General features: G+C 65.7%; 13 protein-coding genes. 5 read left to right on the plus strand and 8 right to left on the minus strand.

The window, feature by feature from the left end; all coding sequences use genetic code 11:
- The first annotated feature begins 499 nt into the window (after positions 1 to 499).
- Together GGQ91_RS17465 and GGQ91_RS17470 are read left to right on the plus strand one after the other, a co-directional pair.
- Entirely contained in the window at positions 500 to 2,098 is a 1,599-nt protein-coding gene (locus GGQ91_RS17465) for a porin (RefSeq protein WP_043347634.1), read from the plus strand.
- A gap of 719 nt (positions 2,099 to 2,817) precedes the next feature.
- Positions 2,818 to 3,111: a hypothetical protein gene (locus GGQ91_RS17470; RefSeq protein ID WP_182592515.1), complete on the plus strand. Its 294-nt coding sequence runs from the start codon at positions 2,818 to 2,820 to the stop codon at positions 3,109 to 3,111.
- 67 nt (positions 3,112 to 3,178) lie between these two features.
- Here GGQ91_RS17470 and GGQ91_RS17475 read toward each other — a convergent pair whose 3' ends face one another.
- The 4 genes from GGQ91_RS17475 to GGQ91_RS17490 all read right to left on the minus strand — a co-directional run bounded on the left by GGQ91_RS17475 (position 3,179) and on the right by GGQ91_RS17490 (position 10,062).
- On the minus strand, positions 3,179 to 4,564 hold the full coding sequence (locus GGQ91_RS17475; protein WP_182592516.1) for an ATP-binding protein: 1,386 nt from the start codon (positions 4,562 to 4,564) through the stop codon (positions 3,179 to 3,181).
- Positions 4,551 to 5,231: a response regulator transcription factor gene (locus tag GGQ91_RS17480; protein WP_043347627.1), complete on the minus strand. Its 681-nt coding sequence runs from the start codon at positions 5,229 to 5,231 to the stop codon at positions 4,551 to 4,553. The genes GGQ91_RS17475 and GGQ91_RS17480 overlap by 14 nt, the downstream gene beginning before the upstream one ends.
- A gap of 176 nt (positions 5,232 to 5,407) precedes the next feature.
- Positions 5,408 to 6,793 (minus strand): efflux RND transporter periplasmic adaptor subunit, encoded by a 1,386-nt coding sequence (locus GGQ91_RS17485; RefSeq protein WP_182592517.1) that lies wholly within the window; start codon positions 6,791 to 6,793, stop codon positions 5,408 to 5,410.
- Entirely contained in the window at positions 6,793 to 10,062 is a 3,270-nt protein-coding gene (locus GGQ91_RS17490) for an efflux RND transporter permease subunit (protein WP_182592518.1), read from the minus strand. The genes GGQ91_RS17485 and GGQ91_RS17490 overlap by 1 nt, the downstream gene beginning before the upstream one ends.
- 1,076 nt (positions 10,063 to 11,138) lie before the next feature.
- On the opposite strand from GGQ91_RS17490, the gene GGQ91_RS17495 reads away from it, so the two are divergent.
- Positions 11,139 to 11,390, plus strand: a complete 252-nt coding sequence (locus tag GGQ91_RS17495; RefSeq protein WP_053608960.1) for a PilZ domain-containing protein — start codon at positions 11,139 to 11,141, stop codon at positions 11,388 to 11,390.
- 168 nt (positions 11,391 to 11,558) lie between these two features.
- Here the strand turns inward: GGQ91_RS17495 and GGQ91_RS17500 are convergent, their stop codons facing one another.
- A complete protein-coding gene (locus GGQ91_RS17500; protein WP_182592519.1) occupies positions 11,559 to 12,848 on the minus strand; it encodes a D-serine ammonia-lyase in 1,290 nt (429 codons plus the stop codon).
- Between the two features lie 676 nt (positions 12,849 to 13,524).
- On the opposite strand from GGQ91_RS17500, the gene GGQ91_RS17505 reads away from it, so the two are divergent.
- Positions 13,525 to 13,713 carry a hypothetical protein gene (locus GGQ91_RS17505; protein ID WP_053608958.1) on the plus strand — a complete coding sequence of 63 codons (189 nt, stop codon included), beginning with the start codon at positions 13,525 to 13,527 and terminating at the stop codon, positions 13,711 to 13,713.
- Between the two features lie 157 nt (positions 13,714 to 13,870).
- Here the strand turns inward: GGQ91_RS17505 and GGQ91_RS17510 are convergent, their stop codons facing one another.
- Positions 13,871 to 14,029, minus strand: coding sequence for a hypothetical protein (locus GGQ91_RS17510; protein WP_170867471.1), 159 nt, complete (start codon positions 14,027 to 14,029; stop codon positions 13,871 to 13,873).
- 394 nt (positions 14,030 to 14,423) lie between these two features.
- The gene (locus GGQ91_RS17515) at positions 14,424 to 14,918 is read right to left on the minus strand and encodes a phosphohydrolase (RefSeq protein ID WP_182592520.1); all 495 of its coding nucleotides are present in this window, start codon (positions 14,916 to 14,918) and stop codon (positions 14,424 to 14,426) included.
- Between the two features lie 289 nt (positions 14,919 to 15,207).
- On the opposite strand from GGQ91_RS17515, the gene GGQ91_RS17520 reads away from it, so the two are divergent.
- On the plus strand, positions 15,208 to 15,510 hold the full coding sequence (locus tag GGQ91_RS17520; protein ID WP_246410741.1) for a hypothetical protein: 303 nt from the start codon (positions 15,208 to 15,210) through the stop codon (positions 15,508 to 15,510).
- 171 nt (positions 15,511 to 15,681) lie between these two features.
- On the opposite strand, the gene GGQ91_RS17525 is transcribed toward GGQ91_RS17520, so the two are convergent.
- Positions 15,682 to 16,080: a PRC-barrel domain-containing protein gene (locus GGQ91_RS17525; RefSeq protein WP_043349208.1), complete on the minus strand. Its 399-nt coding sequence runs from the start codon at positions 16,078 to 16,080 to the stop codon at positions 15,682 to 15,684.
- Positions 16,081 to 16,195: the final 115 nt, after the last annotated feature.

Below are 16,195 nucleotides of genomic sequence, written 5' to 3' on the forward strand. Positions count from 1 at the left end.
CAGGAGCGTCAGCGCCTCCCTCGAGAGCATGACCGCAGAGGCTTTCGGTCTCCCCGGACCGATGGGGCCGCCGGCGGGAACGCGGGGCGCGGACGGCGATCCGTTTCGATGGTTGCGCGTGACATCGCGACGACGGACAGGCGCCGTGGCGCCGCCGCTCACCCGGACGATCGGCGATCCCGTCCGCGGCTTCCCCCTGAGCAGGACCTTGCCTGGCCGCGGAAACGTCGCAACCGCAAAGCCCCGCGCTTCGTCGTCGTTTCAAGATTCAGATACAAAAACAAATTTAAGGAACCGAATTGTAGTTGAAAAATACAAGTCTAATTTATTTGTAAAATCATTACTTGATAGATACGGTCAAGCTGCCGATCGATAGGCCGGCCAAATCTCCAAAACACTGCGACGTCGCATCGTGCCGGTCATCCCGCACGCGCGTGAACGCGGATCATTGGGTTGACGCTGGCACCTCCATGGCCACGGCGTCGGATGCGGGGACACCATGACCAAAATCAAGGCGCTGTTACTGGGCTCTTCAGCTCTGATGCTTCCGATTGCAGGCGCACAAGCCGCAGATTTGCCGACCTTGAAGTCAGCGCCAGTCGAATTCGTGCGCGTTTGCAACGCGTACGGAGCGGGCTTTTTCTATATTCCCGGCACTGATACCTGCCTCCGCATATCCGGCAGGGCGCGGTATGACTTCCTGTATCAGACCAGCAAGGTCCGCACCGGCGGTGGCGGCGACCTGACCGGATATCTGGGCCTGATGCGGATCAACCTCGATGCGCGGACCCAGACCGATTACGGAACCCTGAGAGCCTTCCTGCGGGTCGACGTCGCCAACCGCAGCGGCCCGTTCCTGACCTCCGGATCGAGGCAGCGCGAGAGCTTGGCGATCGCCGGACTCGGCGCCGACGCGTTCGGGCGCACGCAAACCTACATCAACGCCGACAAGGCGTTCATTCAATTCGCCGGCCTGACCGCGGGCCGCGCCTCCTCGTTCTTCGACTTCTATGCCCACGACTTCGAGCTGATCGGCGGAACGGCCGGATCCGACACGTTCAGCACGAACCTGCTCGCCTATTCGGCGACGCTCGGGAACGGCGTCACCCTGACGGCCTCCATGGAAGACCCGGTCTATCGCCGCTTCCCGATCTTCGGCACTGGGGCCGCTGTCGGCGCCTTCACGGCGGGCGGCGGGTTCGCGGGCTACAGCAACGCCTTCAACCCGTTCACGCCCGCGACCTTCCTCGCGCCGATCGTGGTCGGTCCCGGGAACGTGGCTTTCGTCGATGTGACCCAGAAAAGCCGGATGCCCGACTTCATCGGCGTGGCACGCATCGATCAGGCCTGGGGATCCGCCCAGGTGTCGGCCGCCGTCCACGAGATCAATGCGGGCGATGCCGGAAGCACGGTGGGGGGCATCACCACGGCCACCACCGGTCTCGGCATATCGCCCACGGGACGCGCGTCGAACGCCTATGGATGGGCGGTCCAGGGCGGCCTGAAGGTCAATCTGCCGTTCATCGCGACGGGCGATACGCTGTACCTTCAGGGCGCCTACGGCCAGGGTGCCATCGCCTATACGGGCATCTCGAACTACACGGCTCCGTACGATGCCCTCGGCGCAGCGCCCGTGGGTGGCGGCTCGTTCGCCCAATACTACGCCGATGCGGTCCTCAACCCCACCACGGGCCGTCTCGAGCTGTCGACGTCATTTTCGGCCGTCGCGTCGATGCTCCACTACTGGTCACCGGCCTGGCGGTCGGCCTTCTTCGGAAGCTACGCTCAGATCGATTACAATTCGAAGGGCCGCAATGCCCTCGGCCTCCTGGGCTTCGGCTTCGCACCGGCCGGCGCCAGTGCCTCCAATGCCCTGGCCTTCGCCACAAGCCCTGTCCTGAGAGGAAACAACCAGATCATCACCGGCGCGAGCCTGATCTGGACTCCGGTGAAGGACCTGGATATCGGGGTCGAAGGTGAGTACATCCGCACCGCCCTCAACAATGGTGTGACGCCCGACATCTCGAAGAACGCGCTGCGCTACGTGAGTTCTCAGGACGCGGCCCAGTTCCGCTTCCGCGTGCAGCGGGACTTCTGAGCACCAGCGACGCGCGCAACCACTCACAACAAGAAATCCCGAGCCCAGCCATTCGGCTGGGCTTCTGTTTGACCGGAAGACGCTTGGAAATTTTCGCTTTTGTTCGGCAAATAAAACTTCTTTTAATTGATACTGCCGAGGAATGAGCTACAACCAATACAGCTCTTCGGCGGCTCGCTTCGCCTCCGGTCGAGCAGATGCTACGGTTTCAGATCGGCGGGCCCGGGTACCAGGGCAGGGCCGACCTGATCCAAAGCTTCAGACCCAAAAGACTCTGCCGACCGGGCAACCGGTCGGCTTTTTCATGTTCGATGCCGGCCGGCATCCAGATGAGCGATCTCCTGCGCCATCTCCCGGGTCAAAGACCGGATTTTGCAGGCCTTCGAGCGCCACCCCGCACAGCGTCTCAAGCCGCACAGGCGTGTTGCGCAACTGTCGGGCGTTGTCGGCCCGAAAAGCCGTCGCTTCGTTCACCGAGCCAAATGCCAGCAAACCCCATGCAGAGGGCCGCGTCCGCGATCCCGACGCGGCGGGCTCGAACGCCGTTCGCGCTGCACTCCGCCTTCGCCAATGTCAAAAATTCAAAAATCCTTTCAAGATTGAAGCCGAAACAAAGAGCGAAAGAATTATTCTGCAATAAAATATAGCATTTAAACCGTCTGTGCTGCATGTATTACTCACGTCGCCGGTTCGCGACAGAACAAAGACGGGAGATTATCATGAAGAACATTGTCCTGGCCTGTTCCATGGGCGCCATGCTGATCGCGGCTCCGGCGTTCGCGCAGGATGGAGGTCCGTCGATCGATCCGAGCCTCATCATCCGGACAAACGGCAGCGGTCTCGACGCGTGGTCCGCCTCCGAGGGCAACGACAAAGCCGGCGGCATGTGGGAAGGCGCGACCGGCTACAGCGCGGCCGTTCAGCGGCCCGCCTCGATCGGGACGGTCCCGGCCAATCCTCAGTGGAGCCGCTACAACGCCCGCGAGCGTCGACACGGGCGGTCGTCCTACTGAGACGCCGCATTGGAGGCTCCGCGCGCCCGGCGCTCCTGACGACGGGAAGTGGCCGGGCGCGGCGGCACTACAGGGCAGGGGCGGGGACAAGGTCGATGGACGGCGTGTTCGCGACCGTGCGGGCCCATCGGAAGGTGACGCAGCAGCCGGCCCCGTCGCTGGCGATGTCGAAGGTGGCACTGTGGAGCCGCGCGATGGAATCGACCAAGCTCAGGCCGATCCCGAAGCCGCTCTTGTCGGTCTTCAAGGCGCCGCGACGGTACCGCGCCCGCACCGCGCTGAGTTCGTCCGCTGGGATGCCGCAGCCGGTATCGACGACGCGGATGGCCGCCGGATGCTGGAGCAGCGTGACCGCGACCTCTCCGCCGGCCGGGGTGAACTTCAAGGCGTTGTCGATCAAGTTGCTCGCCGCCTCGAAGATCAGGCTGCGATCACCCTCCACGAGGCAGGGCCCGTCCGGCCGCTCCCAGCGCATCCGGATGCCGCGCTCCACGGCCAGCGGCTCGTAATACTCGACGGCGTCCTCGAGCAAACGCCCGAGATCGACCTCGGTGAAGCCCGATCGGCGCAGCCGGTCCTCCATCTCCGAAATCCGCAGCAGCGCCGAGAAGCGCACGACGATCGACTTGACCTCGGCAAGCACGTCCTCGTTGCAGGCCCGGAAGGCCTCGACGCTGTCGGCCTTGCGCAGCGACCGTTCCAGCGTGCCGACCACCCGGGTCAGCGGAGTCCGCAGGTCGTGGGCGATGTTCTCGTTGACACCCTTGATCTCCAGCATCAGCCGCTGAAGCTGATCCAGCATGTCGTTGACCACACGCGTGAGGTGCGCGAGGTCGGCCGAGACGCCGCGCGTCGGCAGTCGCTCGCTCAGATCGCCCCGCATGATGCGCTCCACCGCCTTGGTGATCGCATCGTTCTGCCGCAGGGAGCCGGCCCCGAAGACCACGGCGCCGATCAGACCGATGACGATGGTGGCGATCATGCCCCAGACGAAGGTCTCGACCAGCGCCTTTTCCAGGGTCTCCAGATCCTTGGCAGACCGGCTGACGAGGACATACTCGCCGCTTGGCAGCTCCGTGAGTTGGCTGAACAGCGCGCGGGTGCCGTGGTCCGTCGGCTGTGACAGGATGAACGGCCGGCCAACCGGCGCCGTGACCGGGAAGGGGATCGGTGCGCCGGCCCGGCGCGTCTGATCGGGCCCGAACAGCACCAGCGGGCGGCCGCCTTCGGCGAAATCCTCGGAGGCGTCGATCCGTTCGCGCAGCGCGCGCGGGGACAGCCCCAGAAGATGCTTCGACTCCCATCCCACCCATTCGAACGCGGCCTTGCGGCCGTAGCTGCGCGTGTCGACGTACAGGAAGGCCGACAGCGCGAGCGACGCGGTTCCGAAGGTCGCGAAGAACAGGCAGGCGACCCGGAAGCCGCTCGTGCGCCGGACTTCAAGCAGGCGCACGGAGGATGAAGCCTGTGTTGCGCACGGTATGGATGCGGGGGTTGAGCCCGTCGGGATCGAGTTTCTTGCGGATCTTGCCGATATGGACGTCGATGACGCTCGACTGGTGATTGAAGCTGTAGCCCCAGACGGATTCGAAGATCATTTTCCGGCTGACGAGGGTGCCGGCGTTCTGCATCAGGAACTCGATGATCGCGAATTCCTTGGGCAGGAGTTCGATCTCGCGCTCGGCGCAGTAGAGGACGCGGTCGATCAGATCGAGGCGGAGGTCGCCGACGACGAGTTCGTTGACCGCCTCGGCGGCCATCTTGCGGCGGGCCAGCGCGTCGACGCGGGCGGTGAGTTCGATGAACTCGAACGGCTTGGCGAGGTAATCGTCGCCGCCGGCGCGCAGGCCGTCGACGCGCTCGTTGACGGCCGAGAGGGCGCTGAGGATCAGGACCGGCGTCGAGACCTTGGCGGCGCGCAGCTTGGTCAGCAGCGACAGGCCGTCAATCTCCGGAAGCATCCGGTCCAGAACGATCACGTCAAATTTACCGTCGAGGGCCTTGCGTAATCCGATACTGCCGCTTGGGGCCTCGTCAACCTGAAATCCGTATTCCGCGAGTGCCGATCCGATCTCGGCCGCGACCCGCCGGTCGTCCTCTACCACCAATACGCTGGCCATCCGTTTTTCCTTCTTATTTTGTATTCGTCGGCTCTGCTTGGTCTCCTGCAGCTCGGAGGAGGTGTCGGAAATATCCTCTTCGGTTCCGGAGTCAAATGGGGACGGCGCGGGGCTATCGCTCTGCATCATCGGTTCGGCAAAGCTTACAGGTGAGCGCGGGATCTGAACCATGCGCCTCACTCCGCGCTCGCCTGCTCGGAGAGCTTGGCTGTGGGGATCCGGGAAGCGGTGGGGCCTTTCGGAACGACCCGGCCGCCTTCCCGGAGGTCGGCAGGCGGGTTGAGGACGACCATTTCACCGCTGCTGAGGCCGCTGCGCAGCTCGAGGCGGGTGCCGAGATCCCGCGCGATCGTGATCGGCCGGAGATGCACAATGTCGTCCGTGCCGACCACGGCGACCTGCGTTCCGCCTGCGTCGAAGATGAGCGCCTCGGACGGGATGACCACGCGCGGGTGCATGCGCGGGACCTCGAAGGTCACGGCGACGTAGAGGCCCGGTCGCAACGTTCCCTCCGGATTGGCGACGTCCACCTCGGTGTCGAGCGTCCGGACCGAGGATTGGAGGGCGACCGAGCTGCGCGACACCGTGCCCGCGAAGGTGCGATCCGGGATCTGCGCAACCTGAACGCGCGCCTTCACGCCATCATGGATGCCCACCGCCGCCGATTGCGGCACCTGCACGGTCACGCGCAGGACATCGATGCTGTCGATCGAAAAGAGCGGCGTCCCGCTGCCGGCATCGCCATGGACGAGGTCGCCGACGTCGACCTTGCGGGCGACGATGATGCCGTCGAAGGGCGCGACCACGTTCTCGAAGGTCGTCAGGGTGCGGAGCCGTTCGACGGTGGCCTGCTGCGCGGTGATGTTGGCCTCCGCGACCTTCACCTTCGCCTGCGCGGCGGCAAGGGAGGCCGTGGCCGTCAGCATGCCGGCGCGGGTCTGGTCGGCATTCTGCTTGGACGCCCAGCCCTGACCGGCCAGGGTCGCGGTGCGCGCGTCGGTGACGTTGGCGAGCGTCACGTTGGCTTTGGCCTGCTCCACGTCCGCCTGCGCCACCGCCAGTTGGGCCTTGAACTGACCGAGCTGGGCTTCCGCCTGCCGGGCCTGCTGATCCAGGTCCGGTGCGGCGATGCGGACGAGCAGATCGCCCTTCTTCGCCCGCGAGCCGATATCGACCTTGCGTTCGGCGATGTAGCCGGTGGCACGGGCGAAGATATCGGCATGGTCGAACGCCTCGGTCTGCCCCGGCAGTGTCAGCCGCATGGGCCCGTCATCCACGGTCGCTGGGCCGGTGCGGACCGTAGGCACGAAGTCCACGGCCTCGGCCTGGGTCTCCAGCGACGCCTGATAGACGTCCCAATGGTGCCACGCGCCGAGCCCGAGGGCGCTGCCGAGGGCGAGGAACGCCACCAGGAAGGGCCGCTTGCGCGGCGGCGGTGGCGCGGCCTGGGCCAGGGTCTCCCCGGCCTCGTCCCGCCGCAGCGGATCGACCTCGAGCGCGTGCTGGTGCGCCCGCGCGGCAGGCTCGGCGCCGGCTTCGGGAGGGTCGGTGAAAGCGGTCATCAATAATCCTCGAGGGGCTTGATCGGCTGACGCCGGAGCAGGGTGTAGAGGAGGGGGACGAACAGCAGCGTCGACACGGTTCCCATCCCGATCCCGCCCATCACCGCGCGGGCGAGGGCGGCGTTCTGCTCGGCGCCTTCGCCGGCGCCGATCGCCATGGGGATCAGGCCCAGGAACATGGCGGACGCTGTCATCAGCACAGGCCGCAGGCGGGTATGCCCGGCCATGAGGGCGGCCTCGCGGGCCGAGCAGCCGGTGGCTTCCCGATGCTCCTTGGCGAAGGTGACGAGCAGGATCGAGTTCGCGCTCGCGACGCCGACCGACATGATCGCCCCGAACAGGGCCGGGATCGAGAACGCCGTGCTGGTGATGAACAGGCTCATCACGATGCCGCAGAAGGCGAGCGGCAGCGCCGCGATGACCACGAAGGGATCGACCCAGGTCTGGTAGTTCAGGACGAGCAGCAGGTAGACCGCCACAAGGGCGATGCCGAGCCCGAGCTCGATCCGCGAGAACGCGCTCTCCATGCTCTCGATCTGGCCGCGGACCAGGATCCTGTCCGGCGCCGGGAGCTGAGCCTGTTCGTCGGCGACGATCCGGTCGACGGCGGTGCGCACGCTGCCGAGATCGGCGTTCTGGACGTTGGCGAGGATGTCGAGGGTCGGCTGCTGGTTGACGTGGTTGATGACCGTCTGCTCCGGCTGCCGCTGCATCGTGGCGATGTTCGACAGCAGGATCGGAATGCCCGGCTTGTCCTGCCCGTTCGCATGGACGGAGACCGGCGTATTCATCAGCTGATGAATATCGGCGTTGCGCCATTCCGGCGTCTGGACCCAGAGCTGATAGGGCATCCCGGACTTCGGATCGGCCCAGAAGTTCGGGCTGACCTGGAATGAGCCGGAGAGCGAGACGTTCAGATTCTGAGCGATGGATTGTTCGCTGACCCCCATCTCGGAAGCCAGCCTCCGGTCGACATTCACGTACATCTGCGGCGCGTCGACGATCTGGTGCAGGTGGACATCGACCGCGCCTCGGACCGCCGCGATGCGGCGCACGAGATGCCGCGCCACGGCCAAGTCCTTGTCGTCGTGACGTCCGGACACTTGAACGTCGATCTGGGCGACGGTTCCGAAGTTCAGGATCTGCGTGATGATGTCGGAGGGCTGGAAGTAGAAGATGTCGTCCGGGAAGGCCTCGTGCAGAACCTTGCGCAGGCGCTTTTCATAGAAGGAAATCGGCTTGTGCTCGCCTTTCAAGTTGATCAGCATCTGCCCGTCGTTGTAGGCGACGAAGGAGGCATCCATGAACGCGAAATTGTAGTTCGATGCCGGTAGGCCGATATTGTCGAGGATGAGTCCGAGTTCGTCCTTCGGGACGACCTGCCTGACGACGTCCTCGACCTGCGCGAAGGTCTTTTCCGCCTGCTCGATCCGCTCGCCGGGCCGCGTGCGGATGTGCAACGTCATCTGGCTGGATTCGATCTGCGGGAAATAATCCTGCCCGACGAAGGGAAAGATCGCCGCGGTCACCGCGAAGACGGCCATCACGCCGACCAGGGCGCGGGCCGGGTGGCTGATCACGGCGGAGAGCAGTCCAACATAGCCGGCGTGGAACCGCGCGAAGCCCCGCTCGAAGGCCGCCCGGAAGGCGAGGGCGCCGCGCACCGGATACCGCAACGCCCAGACGAGCGGCCGCACCGCGAAGCCGAGCACGCGCCCGAGGACCGAGCGGCGCCGGGGCGCCGCGGATTCTTCGGGCCCCGCCTCCGACCCGCCGTGATGCTGCGCGTATTCCGGGGCGACGAGGACGTCGATCAGGATCGCCACCAGCGTCCGAGACAGCAGGTACGAGGTCAGCATCGCGAAGACCACCGCCTCGGCCTGCGGGACGAAGAGGTAGCGGGGCGCATCGGTGAGGAAGAAGACCGCCGAGAAGGCCGAGCAGATGGCCAGCGTCGAGATCAGGGCCGGCTTGGCGATACCGGCGACGCCCTCGACCACGGAGCGCCTGAACGAGAAGCCCTCCTCGAACATCCGGTAGGTGTTCTCGATCGCCACGGTGGCATCGTCCACCAGGATACCCACCGCCAGGGCGAGGCCGCCCAGGGTCATCACGTTGATGGTCTGGCCCAGGGCGACCAGGATCGACAGAGAGGTGAGGATGCAGAGGGGGATCGAGACGAGCACCACGATGGTCGAGCGCCACGACCCCAGGAACAGCAGGATCGCGAGGCCTGTGAGGCCGGCCGCGATCACCGCTTCGCGCACCACGTCGGAGATGGCGTCCGAGACGAAGACCGACTGATCGAACAGCGGCGTGATCGTCATGCCCTTCGGCGCGGCCGCGTGGATGTCGGGCAGGGCGCCCTTGACGGCATTCACGACGTCCAGGGTCGAGGCCGCGCCGTTCTTGAGGACCTGCAGCAGGACCGAATGGTGCCCATCCGCGCGGACGATGTTGATCTGCGGCGGCGAACCGTCCCGGACATGGGCGACATCGCGCAGCAGAACCGGCTGGTTGTTCTCGACCTTGATGGGAATGCGGTTGAGCTGATCGACCAGCTGCGGACTCGAATTCAGGCGCACGGTGTATTGCTGCGTCCCGATCTTCGCGAGCCCGGAGGGCACCACGAGGTTCTGCTTGAGGACCGCGTTCAGGACATCGAGCGGCGTCATGCCGATCGCGCGCAGCTTGGCGGGATCGAGATCGACCATGACCTGACGCGGTGCGCCGCCATAGGGCGACGGCAGCGTGGAGCCCGGCACCTCGGCGAGCCGCCGGCGGGTCCGGTACTGCGCGTAGTCGAAGACCTTGGTGAGCGGCAGCTTGGATGACGACAGCGCCATCTGGATGACCGGCACCGAGGAGGCGGAGAAGCGCATGATGACGGGGGGCTGCACGCCCGGCGGCATGCGCGAGCGGATCGCGTTCATGGCCGAGTCGACCTGGGTCATCGCCAGATCGATGCTGACCGCCGAATCGAAGTAGATCCGCTCAGTCACGGTGCCCTGGATCGAGGTCGATTCGATCCGCCTGATGTTGTTCACGTTACTCGACAGCGAAAACTCGCTGTAATTCGTGATCCGCTGGACCATGTCGGTGGCATCGAGGCCGTTGTAGGTCCACACCACGACCACAACCGGTATGTCGACGGCGGGAAGGACGTCCTTGGGGGCTACGGCAATGGAGCCGACGCCCGCGAGGAACATCAGGACGGCAAGAACATAGAAGCTCTTGCGAAACTTCAGGGCGAACCGGACGAGTTCCATGTGGCCTGTCGGATCTTCCATCATGATCCGGCCCGCGTCCCGTGCGGCCAAGCCGCGGGAATATCGAGCAGATCACGCCTCGTTTACAGAGAGAACACAGGGCGAATGCCCGGCGCGGAAGAGATATAGCTTTTGCTGAAACACTCTTCGAATGAATTCGACACGACAATCTAAAGCGGATTTCAAGAAATTAAAAACGCCCCAGCTCTCTTAAAGATCGCCGGGCTCCATACCGGCGATGTGCTACGGCACCGGACGCCAATGGCGGCGCGCCGGTCGAAAATTAAAAGGTATTTTGGAAAAAAATTGAATTTTTACTGCCAGAAGACTTATTTAATTGCGTCTCTTGCACATCCTGCACGATCATTCTGGCGCCGCTCCGACCGATCCGGTGCCATTGCCGCGTATCGCGGGGCTGCCCGTGCCACGCGACCCGGGGTGCCGGGGTGCCGGGGTGGCTCCGATGTCTCGCGTGATCGAACCGCAGGGCCTCGTTTCGGCCGGGTTGCGGCCTGTCCGCTCACCCCGTGCCATGGCGGCGAGCGAACCTCTCGGACACCTGAGCGGCCCCCGTCACCGCCGCTCCGGGGCGGAATGAAGACGCCGATCGATCGGCGTCTGTGCTGATGATGTCAGGCTCGACGAGGAGTTAAGCCGGTGGGCGGACGATACCTGGGGCTCCTCATCCTGGCCTTGACGCTGCTGCGCTTGGTCGGGTCCGCGCGTGCGGAGAGCGAGATGGCGGCAGGGGGCGCGTTCATGAGCAGCTACACGTCGGATCCCTATTTCGATCCGCGGTCGCGATATTCTCAAGTGCATTCAGCCGGAGACATCCGCGGTCAGCCGATGTTGGCGGAACCCGGCGATGCGCCAGCGCCGTGCAGGCTCTTCGACAAGGCCTGCGCGGATGCCTTCGAACGCGCACGCCGGCACGCCTATCCTTAGACTTCTGCGTGCGTGAGGTCGGCGGCGGGCCGCAGCCGTCATGGCAGGCCCATTCCGGCAATTCGAATGAATCCGTGAAGACCTTTTTGAGCCCTCGCCACTAGCTTGACCCTGTTTGGGGTCGAGCTGTCATGATCAAAGAGCGAAGCGCCCGGCGCGTATCAGTCAACTTGCACGGACGCATCGCGGTCGCGGGTCACCCGACGATACCCTGTGTGGTCCATGACATGTCCCGCTGGGGCGTGCGCCTTCGGCTGGTCGGCACGGAGCGGGTCCCCGCTGAATTCCAGCTGACGATCGACGCCACCGAGAAGGTGATCGGTTGCGAGACGGTCTGGAAGAATGACGACGAGATCGGGGCCCTGACCGATCTGATGGAATGATCGTCGCGTCTCGGGAGCGCGGCGAGGCGGCGGGCCGCGTCCCAGTGGCGGACGCCGTCTACCTCGCGGCACCCTGGTCGGGGACGGAGAGCGTATCCACCCGGCACTGATCGTCGAGCCCTGTTCGAAGGGGCGCGCGACGTCGGCATCCGCCCCGGGGAAGGCCCCTCAGCCGCGGGCGAGCGCCGCCTCGAACTCCTCGGCCGGGAGATGCGCACCACCGGTCGTCCAGATGACGTGGGTTGCGGCGGCGCGCGTCTCCGCCGGGATGATCTGTGCAAAACGTCCCGCCGCCGCGAAGCCGGCCGCCGCGGAAGGCTCCAGGCGGATACCCGCCTCCGTCCAGAGGATCTTGAGCCAACGATACAACGCATCGTCGGGGACCGTGACCACGGCCCGGACAAGCTTCTCGAGGGTGCGAGCGACCAGCATGGACGCGGAGGCGACCGCCAGCCCGTCGGCGGCGGTGCGATTGTCGAGACCGACATCGTAGACGCTCACCGGCCGTTCGAGCCCCGCCGCGAGCTGAACCAGCATGCAGGGCGACGCCACGGGCTCGACGAAGACCGGATGCACGGAATCACCGAACAGCAGCTTCAGGCCGAAGGCGACACCACCCGGCGCGCCTCCGACGCCACAGGGCAGATGGACGAACAGGGGATGGGCCGGTCCAACCGGGATCCCGGCTGCAGCGAGCTGGCGCTCCAGGTCGAGGGCCGCGGCCGCATAGCCCAGGAACAGCTCGACCGAGTCCTCGTCGTCGACGAAATGCGCGTCGCCGCGTCCGGAATAGGCGTTGCGCGCCGCCGCGACCGCCGCACCGTAATCGCCGCGATGCTCGACCACGCGGGCGCCGAGTTCCCGAAGGCGTTCCTTCTTCCAGGCCTTGGCATCGTGCGACATGTGGACTTCCACCGCGAAGCCGAGCGCCCGTCCCATCAGTCCGACGCTGAAGCCGAGATTGCCGGTGCTGCCGACCGCGATGATGTGACGGCCAAACAGGTCGCGAAATTCCGGGTCCGCGAAGGCCGCATAGGATCGGCCCTCGGCGAGCAGTCCGGCCTGCGCGGCCAGCGCCTCGGCGTAGGCCAGGACCTCGTAGACGCCGCCGCGTGCCTTGATGCAGCCCGTCACCGGCAATGCATGGTCCGCCTTGACCAGCACACGGCCCCCCGCTCCACGCAGGATGGTGTCGGACAAGCCGGCCGCCAGCGGGATCAGCGGTGAATCGATTCGGCCTGACACCTCTTGCGGGAAGAGGCGCGTCAGCAACGGTGCGAAGCGCTGCCAGCGTGCCACCGCACCGTCGACGTCGGCTCTGCCCAGCGCCAGATCCGGGAGGACGGACGCACTGTCGGCCACCGCCGGGTTGATCCAGATCGTCGGACAGGCCTGCTTGACCGCGACGGGGATGCGGTCGACCCCGGGGCTGTTCTGCATCTCGACGATCCCTGCCATGGCGTTTTGGATCCCGCTCGCTTCGGGCCGGTCCGACCTGCGCGAGGGTCGGTGACGCGGCCGCGTGTCTCCGCCCGGACTGCTTATCAGAGCCACCTGCCGTTCGGCATGCCCATCGGGCGCATGGTGGGTCTGGCCGGCGATCCGTCCTTGCGCCCTCGTCGGGGCTGGCGCTGTCGCGGTGGCGGACATCCCGTGAAGGTCACCCAGACGCCGTCGCAGGGGGAGGCTTGTGTAAGAGGGAGACGATCTCGACGGACGGAAACGCCACGCCGGCCCTCTGAACCGCGCCGTCGATGCCGTCGGCGATCGTTCCGGCCCCGCGACGCTCCCGACGGGACTGCCGCTCCCCTGAGCCGCGCGACGGTCACGCGATCCGTTTTCAGGTGTGCGGGAGCACTTCGGCCCGCAAAGCTTGAGCTTACATCGGAATCACACCGCGAAGACAGTCGCGGATCCGATGGAGACTTCCTATGACCCTCACTGCGCGTCTCACCCTTGCCGCCGCCGCCGCCGTCGCCACCATCGCGGTCCTGGCCGGAACCTACGTCGAAGTCCTCGATCGTGCCCTGCCGATGCACTTCGTCTGAGCATGCAGATGCGAACCGAATGAGCGCCGCATCCCGGGACGACGCCGGGGAGCGGCGTCGACCCGGGATGCGGCGGGAGGAGAGCGATGCGCCAGATCCTGTGGTCCGTATTCGACGGCGCGCTTTGGGCTGCCGATACGCTCGATGACATCCTCGTCCAAGCCGCCCTGAGCTTCGGCGCAGTCGCCCCGTTCGTGGCTGAGCCTTCCGGCGATCCTACCTTAACCACCGCCTCCGGCCCGGAGGGCTCCGCGGCCACATCGGACCGGGCATGACCGCAGATGTCTCGGACCGTCCATCGGTCGGCCCCGTTACGATCGCGGGCTGCCGGCGCGCGGACGCGCCGCCGCAATGAACGCCGGTTCGGCGCAAGAGGCGCCTTAGGACGAAGGCTTTGAGCCGCTCCTGATCGCGAGGCGATCGGGAACGGTTCTAGCGCTTCGGCGGGTTCGGTGCGGATTGATCGGTCTGCGGTTCCATCTTCGTGGCGTCGGGCTTCGTCGGTGTATTGTTCTGCGCCTGCTTGTCGTCGCAGGCCGCGAGGCCGATCAGCATGAATCCTACCAGCGAGAGACGACTGATCGACGGCATGGAATCTCCTTCTTGCAAACGCATGGAATGGGACCGACAGCGTTCGGCGTCAGTGCCTGCGGAAGGCTGGCCCGAAGCCTGCGTCGCTCGGAACTTTGCTCCCGCCGCTTTGATACGGCGACGTCCTCCGCGGCCAAAGCGGGGGGTAGCATCCGCAGACGATGCAATCCGGGGGACGATCATCAGTTCCGAGTCGATCTCCCTCAGACGCCAGACGGTGCCGCCGGCAGCCCAGGTGGCGGGAAGGGCACCCTGACCGGCGAAGGCCAAGCCCGGCAGCCGGGACCTCACCCTTCAGCTTTCCGTCCACTCTGGGCGCCGGATCGCGGCGTTGCCGTTCAGCGGCACAGAGATGTCGGAAGCGGATCACAACGCGACCCGTTTGCCCCCGGCCTCAGCGCCCTGTGTATCCCATCACCGCCGCAGCCGACTTCAGACGCGCGAAGGCGTCGGCGTAGCGCTCGCGCAGGAAGGCGGCATCGGGCGGTATCCGGGAGGGACGAAGATTGTCCTCCGTATCGGACATCTTGATCAGCAATGCCGCGAGATCACCCGATGCGATCAGGGCCGCAATCCGTTCCGAATAGGCGATCCGGCTGGCGGGCTTCGTGAGAAGCGTGACCGTTCTGATAATATCCGCCTCGAAACCGGCCGCCTGAAGATCTGTCGTCGTGCGTGACGTGTCCTCCAGCACATCGTGCAGGAGCGCCGCCTGCATCACTCGCATCGGGTCAATGTCGAGTCCGTCGCTGAGTCGGGCGTGACCGGCTCGGGCCAGGGCCGCGTTCGCAACGCGCTCCAGGTGCCGCATGCAGGGCTCGCCACACTTGTCGAGCTGACCGGCATGCGCGGTAAGGGCGAAGGTATGGGCATCGAAGATCGTCGGCACGCTGCCCTCTTGCGGCATCCACCGGACCGGATTGCCGTCGCTCCGGCTCCCAGCTCCGTGAAGTCCTCAACGCGCTGGGGTGTTCCCGACCGGCCCGCGTCAAAGAAGGCCGCGTCTTACCCGGGCCGTCGAAGCCGAGACGGTGCTGGTCCGGAAAATATCACGGATGCGCAGTCTTCGCGCGTCGGCCGAAAGTTATGACCGTTTGGACTATTGCCCAGCTCCTCGGAACTCGCCATCTCTTGTCTCTGTTCGGACAAGCGGCGAGTCGCACTTCAGGATTGAGCCCATGGCGTCCGTGACACTGGAGAAGCCGCTCGATGTCGGTGGGCCGCTCAGCCGGCGCGCCGCGGCCCTGGCCAACGTCCGATGGTTCCGTGCCCTGGCATGGCGGGCCCTTCGCGATGGAGGCCCGCGCGCCGAGTTGCGCGCCGCCAACGCACGGGCCGCCGCCCGGATCGTGCTGCGTCAGGCCAAACGCGACGCTTTGGTCGCCTGCTTGGCGCGTCAGGCTCTGGAAAGCCCCGGTGGACCGCTTCACCGAGCGCCTGATCGCCCCTCCCAGGGCGACACCGTCGCACCGTTGCGATAGCCTGTCATTCCGCCTCGTGCGGTCGGGACAGGAAGCACTGTCGTCGATCGTGTCATGGCGGCCCGGCGCTGCGTTATGCCTCGGCCGCCACGACGGGTCCCGCGATCGTTCCACCGCGAGACCCGAATGGTCGGCCGGGCGCTCTGCCCGGCCTCGTCTGAGATCTGGATCTCAGCGCTTGAACTTGCCGTCGTACTTGAATTCCGGCGCAGCCTTGAGCTGATCCTTGGAGGCTCCGATGACGGCCTTCCACTTCTTCGCGTTGGCGTCGTAGCCGATGGCGATCGAGCTCGGCGAAACCGCCACGTAGTGCTCGCCCATGCCGAGGAAGCCGCCCACCGAGACGATGTAGCCGACAAGCTTGTCGTGATTGATGGCCAGATCCTTGATCTCGCCCACCGTGTTGTTCTGCGCGTCGGTGACGTTAAGACCGATCAGGTTGTAGCTGAGCACGGCGTCCTGCGGGACAGCCTCGAATTTCGGCGCCACCGTCGCGGGCGCCTCGTTGGCGGCGAAGGCGGGACCGGCGAGGGTGGCGGCGGCGAGGGCTGTAAGGACGAGGCGGCGCATGAATAACTCCAGTGTCCCGGTATGGGTGGCTGGAAATGGACGATGACGCCGCATCGTTCCGCCCCCGCACGGAAATGTTAATGCGCGGAACATGGAGCCCTCGCGAGGTGCCCGC

The sequence above is a fragment of the Methylobacterium fujisawaense genome (assembly GCF_014138435.1).
Classification (GTDB): domain Bacteria; phylum Pseudomonadota; class Alphaproteobacteria; order Rhizobiales; family Beijerinckiaceae; genus Methylobacterium; species Methylobacterium fujisawaense.